This is a genomic window from Crocosphaera sp. Alani8 (assembly GCF_038442745.1).
In the GTDB taxonomy this organism is placed as follows: domain Bacteria; phylum Cyanobacteriota; class Cyanobacteriia; order Cyanobacteriales; family Microcystaceae; genus Crocosphaera.
Genome location: NZ_JARVCN010000262.1, coordinates 1 through 4,461, shown reverse-complemented (window position 1 = coordinate 4,461; position 4,461 = coordinate 1). Strand labels below are relative to the sequence as shown.

The following is a 4,461-nucleotide window of genomic DNA, read 5'->3' as shown; positions in this document are numbered from 1 at the left end:
TCATCCCGACGCTGAACTTCGTTACAGCGCGGGGCTTCTCGGCGGTGAGCTAAAACGTCGTCAGGAACCTACGGTTATTCACGTTAATAAAGGACTTATAGGAAGCAATAATAAGAAAGACGAGAAAAAACCTGTCATTATTGTAAGAAAAGGTACTAAAACAACCTATTGTTCCGAAGTTTCTTTCAATGGAAAGTGCAAGATCATTTATCGACCTGATAACGAAACAAGATATGGCAGTCCCAAAGTCTGGATAGAAGTGAATGCTGGTACTAAAATTTCTATGAAATCTGAGACAATAATAGTTAAAAACCAGGTTAATAGAGATAGTAATGTTCCTGTTTTAGCCAGTAAAATAGATGAATCGAAAAACCCACGGGGCGATCGCCGCCGGACATTCCAAAACTGCACAGGCCGGTGAAATTATGTTTGAAAATGGGGGTAATGCTTTCGATGCAGCGATCGCTGCTATGTTAGCTTCTTTTGTAGTGGAATCTACCCTAACTTCTGCGGGGGGAGGTGGATTTTTGTTGGCACATACGCAAGCTCAAAAAAGTATTTTATTTGACTTTTTTTGTCAAACCCCTCGAATAAAAAAATCCCTCCAAGATGTGGACTTTTATCCTGTGGAAATCAACTTTGGTGGCGCGCTCCAAGTGTTTCATATTGGTCTTGGTTCTGTTGCTGTTCCTGGTAATCTGATGGGGTTATTTGAAGTTCATAAAGAACTGGGAAAGTTACCCTTTTCTGTAGTGGTAGAACCAGCGATCGATTACGCCAGAAATGGCTACCAAGTTACTCCTTATAATCGAATTACCTTTGAAATCCTCGAACCAATTTTAAGGGCTTCCCATGAGTCAAAAAAAATATATTTATCTAATAACCAGTTATTAAAAACGGATGAAATAGCTTACTTTAAAGATTTTGCCAATATTTTAGAAGAATTAAGCCAAAAAGGAATTCAAGAATTTTATCAGGGTGAGATTGCTGATCAAATCCTTCAAGATATGAAAGAGGGAGGTTATTTAACTAAGAAAGATTTGCAAAATTATCGTGTTACAAAAAGGAAACCCTTAAATCTTAACTATAGAGGCTATCAACTGTTAACAAATCCACCTCCTAGTTCGGGAGGAATTTTAATTAATTATGCCCTAAAAGTTTTAGAAAACGTTGATTTAAACTGTTTCAAGTTTGGTAGTAAAGACCATTTACAATTATTGGCAGCAGTTATGGCATTAACCAATGATGTGAGAAAAGTCAACTATGATAACTATCTTTACCAAGATAATATTATTAGTGAATTTTTGAGTGAAAAAAATATTCTCCGTGGCCAAAATAAATTACAAAAGACTATCAATAAATGGGGTAGCACAACCCATATTAGTGTTATGGATGAACAAGGTAACGCCGCCAGTGTAACTACTTCTAATGGAGAAGGTTCTTCTTATGTTATTCCTAACACTGGAATTATGCTCAATAATATGTTGGGGGAAGCTGATTTAAACCCATTAGGATTCCATTGTTGGCCTGGGGATTCTCGTATTTCTTCCATGATGTCTCCTACTATAATTCTCCAAAAAGGAAAACCCGAAATTGTTTTGGGATCGGGGGGATCAAACAGAATTAGAACAGTTCTTTTACAAGTCATTTCTAATCTCTTAGATTTTGGTTTTTCCTTAGAAGAAGCTATTAGTAAACCAAGAGTTCACTGGGAAAATAATTTATTCAACCTAGAACCCATAGAACAGTTAAAAGCCCTTGAAAATCTACAACTGCCCCCAGGCACAGAGATTGCCGTCTGGCAAGAACCCAATATGTTTTTTGGTGGAGTTCACGGTGTTAGGCGCAGAGAGGATGATTCTTTAGAAGTTGTAGGAGATCCCAGGCGATCGGGCTTTGGTATTGTTTGCTAACGTATGTTGATCCTAACTGCGACTTAGATATCTCCTGCAAAAACAAGCGATCGCTGATTTGTGTATGAGAACCACTGGATAGTATAATAAGGTTGCTTTATTTTTTTATTAAGGCAAATTTCAGATCGTTTCCACAGACCATTCAGCTACTCTCAAATATGGAATCTAATACAACGCTAGACTTTATTTTAGGCTGTATTGCCATCACTATTTTGATCTTAGGAATGTTGATGTTATTATCAGGGACATCAGAGATTAATAAAAAATAAATTATCGTTCTTCACTTACTCAGAGTCAGTGCATAATGTGCATCATAGGGGATATCAAGAAGACCGATAAATCATTCCAAGCACGTTAAGTAATTAGCTGTATTGATTTATAGTAGTTATAAGAAAAAACACAGGTATAGGCAAATTTAGCCCTTGGCTGTGTTCACATACTTTAATTTACTGCTTGAGTTTATTTGGAGTTTGTATATGTTTTAGTCTCGGACTCCAATTGAATCTCATGACTAGAGAGGTGTTCTCGATGTCGGATATCTTCTGTTCTTAAAGCTGGCCCAGCACTTAACCCAAACACAGGCGCAATAATGATAAGAATCATGATTAACCCCTTTTGCTTAAGATTAAACTTTAATTGTATGTTTCCGCTAATCATAGGCTGATCTTCATCTCCTTTTGGGGGTTGATTGTTCTGAAACCAGTGCATACTGAATACCTCTTCTGTGTTTACTCTTTTAGCCTCCCATATTGCTCCATATGATTGCATTCCCAGGATATTTTCTTCAAAACCAGGTATTGACCAAATAAAATTTGTATGGTGTGCCAAGATTGACTGTAGACGGAAAAATAAAAATCATTTCAATTCTTTGTCAAAGTATACGAAGTTGTAATCGTTGGCCTGACTCAGAAAACCTTTCAGTAGGTTCTTCGTGCAGAAAAATAATAATTACAATCGCAGAAATTCAAGAAAAATGATCTTCCTGCCCGTTTGTCATATCTTAGTAAAAATCAAACAGGTGAAGAAACTACTTTATTAAGCTATGTCGCACATTTGACTCAGTTACCTAATAGTGACCTAACAGAAGAAATTACTAATTGGTTAACAGTAAAAGGATGCTTTTTTTCTCAAAATGCTCAAAAATTTGATGCCAGTAAATTTTTACAGCAATTTAGTATACCTCTTGATATGAATCCTAATCCTCCTAATTCTCAATCATCACCTCAATCATTTCTGATGATTAGTTTTAAAAAATCAAATAATCAATTAAATAACAATTATAAAATCAATTGTTGGTTTGCCTTAGACAATCAATCTAACCCTAGTAACTTACATCAATATCTTGAGCAAGAAATGAGATTGGTAAAATCTACTCATTTAAAGCAATTAAGCCAGCAACTAACAAAGATTATAAAATTTTGCATTGTAAAACTTGATGAGGATGGAAAATTAGATTTTGATGAGGCTATTCATAATATGAGAATAGAGCTTTTTGTTGATTATGCTCTGCTAAATTTAGATTATGATATATATTTTAAACGTATTGAAGAAAGATGTAATGACATTGTTTTAAGGCTACAAGAAAGACAAAAAATTATTAAAGAAATTGAACATAATATGATAACTGATAAACTCGAACGTAAAGTTTATCAGTTATCATATTAGGTGTTGGGAGCAGAAATGGAAGCAATTCAATTCTAATCAAGGAATATTTGAAACAGAAGAGAGAATTACACCTGAGAAACCTAATTCTTATCGTGGTATTGGACTAAAATCATGGGTTTCTTTAACACAACCTAGCTTTAATTGTTTAATTAGATATGGTTTACCAGTAGCAATTTGGTGTAGAAATCAAAATGAGCGTTTAAATCAAGAAATGATAGAAACTGCTATCAATAAATTACTAACAAAGGATATTAATCAGCTTCCTAATGAGTTGAGTAGAATTCGTCGACAAGCGAATGGTGATCCCGAAGAAGTTGCTTCTCATTTATCATTGCTATGGGACGATCCAACTCGTCCCCTTCCCTCGGAACCTAACAGTGAAAATTATCCCCTTGGACTTTTTTAATTATGACTTGGAAACTATTTGAAGGCGATGGAAACCCGAAACCTGATGATTATTGGCCTAAACCTGGAGAAGAAAATAAAAATCCTCTTCCAGATCCTCCAACTTGGCGAGATTTTAGTGATCAAAAAGCAATGGATGAACGACGAGGAAAAACTTTTCAAATTCCTAAAGACGATAAAATCATTAAATTAATTAATGCAGCTCTTTATTTACGTCGTCCCTTATTAGTTGAAGGTGAACCAGGAAGTGGGAAAAGTTCCTTGGCTTATGCAGTTGCTTATGAACTATGTCTAGGAGAGGTCTTAAAATGGTCTATTACTAGTCGTTCTACCCTAACAAGAGGATTACATTATTATGATGCTATTGGACGATTACGGGATACTCAACTGTTAAATAAGAATTCTCCCCCAAATACTTCTAATCAGGAGGTATCTTCTCAAAAAGCCAGGGGTCACTCGCTGCGAAAACTTAGGCCAA

The 4,461-nt window shown here is 35.5% G+C and carries 4 protein-coding genes and 2 pseudogenes; 5 read left to right on the top strand and 1 reads right to left on the bottom strand.

Annotated features, from left to right (window positions below):
- Together P9B04_RS14985 and ggt are read left to right on the top strand one after the other, a co-directional pair.
- Nucleotides 1-421 (top strand): annotated as a pseudogene (locus P9B04_RS14985) (hypothetical protein); the annotation flags it as partial.
- Nucleotides 360-1,913 carry a gamma-glutamyltransferase gene (ggt, locus tag P9B04_RS14980; protein ID WP_342055790.1) on the top strand — a complete coding sequence of 518 codons (1,554 nt, stop codon included), beginning with the start codon at nt 360-362 and terminating at the stop codon, nt 1,911-1,913. The pseudogene P9B04_RS14985 and the gene ggt, both read left to right, overlap by 62 nt.
- Before the next feature lie 459 nt (nt 1,914-2,372).
- Here ggt and P9B04_RS14975 read toward each other — a convergent pair whose 3' ends face one another.
- Nucleotides 2,373-2,621, bottom strand: coding sequence for a hypothetical protein (locus P9B04_RS14975; protein ID WP_342055789.1), 249 nt, complete (start codon nt 2,619-2,621; stop codon nt 2,373-2,375).
- Nucleotides 2,622-2,903: 282 nt separating this feature from the next.
- Between P9B04_RS14975 and P9B04_RS14970 the strand changes: the two genes are divergently transcribed.
- From P9B04_RS14970 to P9B04_RS14960, 3 genes and pseudogenes are all read left to right on the top strand, one after another.
- Nucleotides 2,904-3,578 (top strand): hypothetical protein, encoded by a 675-nt coding sequence (locus P9B04_RS14970; RefSeq protein ID WP_342055788.1) that lies wholly within the window; start codon nt 2,904-2,906, stop codon nt 3,576-3,578.
- Nucleotides 3,538-3,984 carry a VMAP-C domain-containing protein gene (locus P9B04_RS14965; RefSeq protein ID WP_342055791.1) on the top strand — a complete coding sequence of 149 codons (447 nt, stop codon included), beginning with the start codon at nt 3,538-3,540 and terminating at the stop codon, nt 3,982-3,984. Before P9B04_RS14970 ends, P9B04_RS14965 begins: the two co-directional genes overlap by 41 nt.
- 2 nt (nt 3,985-3,986) lie before the next feature.
- Nucleotides 3,987-4,461, top strand: a pseudogene (locus P9B04_RS14960) (hypothetical protein); the annotation flags it as partial.